Here is a 1,511-nt window from a genome sequence, read left to right as displayed (position 1 = left end):
GAAAGTACAACGTTGTTGCTTGTTTGTTGATACATACAATCATTACCCATCGATTCGCTTTTTACGGCAAACCGATCAATAAATAATCTTTACTTCTTCCAGATTGTTAAAGAACATACAGCACTTGATCTCGAAAAGACCAAACCTAAATCCCGGTGCATTATCAGCACTGATTTACGTTTGAACTTTTGGTGGAGGATGACGGGATCGAACCGACGACCCCCTGCTTGCAAAGCAGGTGCTCTCCCAGCTGAGCTAATCCCCCTATGGGTAATACAGACTACAGAAACTGGTAGGGCTGGTTGGACTCGAACCAACGACCCCCGCGTTATCAACACGGTGCTCTAACCAGCTGAGCTACAGCCCCAAATGCTGTTCTTTATATTAACAGCCGATAAGTGTGAACATTTGATGCGTGAATCATTGCTGATTCGTGCAAACTCTAGAAAGGAGGTGATCCAGCCGCACCTTCCGATACGGCTACCTTGTTACGACTTCACCCCAGTCACGAATCCTACCGTGGTAAGCGCCCTCCTTGCGGTTAAGCTACCTACTTCTGGTAAAACCCGCTCCCATGGTGTGACGGGCGGTGTGTACAAGACCCGGGAACGTATTCACCGCGACATGCTGATCCGCGATTACTAGCGATTCCAACTTCATGCAGTCGAGTTGCAGACTACAATCCGGACTACGATACACTTTCTGCGATTAGCTCCCCCTCGCGGGTTGGCGGCGCTCTGTATGTACCATTGTATGACGTGTGAAGCCCTACCCATAAGGGCCATGAGGACTTGACGTCATCCCCACCTTCCTCCGGTTTGTCACCGGCAGTCTCATTAGAGTGCCCTTTCGTAGCAACTAATGACAAGGGTTGCGCTCGTTGCGGGACTTAACCCAACATCTCACGACACGAGCTGACGACAGCCATGCAGCACCTGTGTACTGGTTCTCTTTCGAGCACTCCCCAATCTCTCGGGGATTCCAGCCATGTCAAGGGTAGGTAAGGTTTTTCGCGTTGCATCGAATTAATCCACATCATCCACCGCTTGTGCGGGTCCCCGTCAATTCCTTTGAGTTTTAATCTTGCGACCGTACTCCCCAGGCGGTCTACTTCACGCGTTAGCTGCGTTACCAAGTCAATTAAGACCCGACAACTAGTAGACATCGTTTAGGGCGTGGACTACCAGGGTATCTAATCCTGTTTGCTCCCCACGCTTTCGTGCATGAGCGTCAATCTTGACCCAGGGGGCTGCCTTCGCCATCGGTGTTCCTCCACATATCTACGCATTTCACTGCTACACGTGGAATTCTACCCCCCTCTGCCAGATTCTAGCCTTGCAGTCTCCAATGCAATTCCCAGGTTGAGCCCGGGGATTTCACATCAGACTTACAAAACCGCCTGCGCACGCTTTACGCCCAGTAATTCCGATTAACGCTTGCACCCTACGTATTACCGCGGCTGCTGGCACGTAGTTAGCCGGTGCTTATTCTTCAGGTACCGTCATTAGCAA

2 tRNA genes and 1 rRNA gene are annotated in these 1,511 nt (G+C 50.7%); all 3 read right to left on the bottom strand.

From position 1 onward, the window contains the following. Positions 1-189: 189 nt before the first annotated feature. Positions 190-265, bottom strand: a tRNA-Ala gene (locus tag AC54AF_RS27035). Positions 266-290: 25 nt separating this feature from the next. After that, positions 291-367: transfer RNA gene (locus AC54AF_RS27030), tRNA-Ile, on the bottom strand. 79 nt (positions 368-446) lie between these two features. Beyond that, positions 447-1,511: ribosomal RNA gene (locus tag AC54AF_RS27025) — 16S ribosomal RNA — on the bottom strand; the annotation flags it as partial.

It is taken from the genome of Janthinobacterium sp. JF4 (assembly GCF_059617925.1).
The sequence above is the reverse complement of the archived record's forward strand: the minus strand, read 5'-3'. Positions and strand labels throughout refer to the sequence as shown.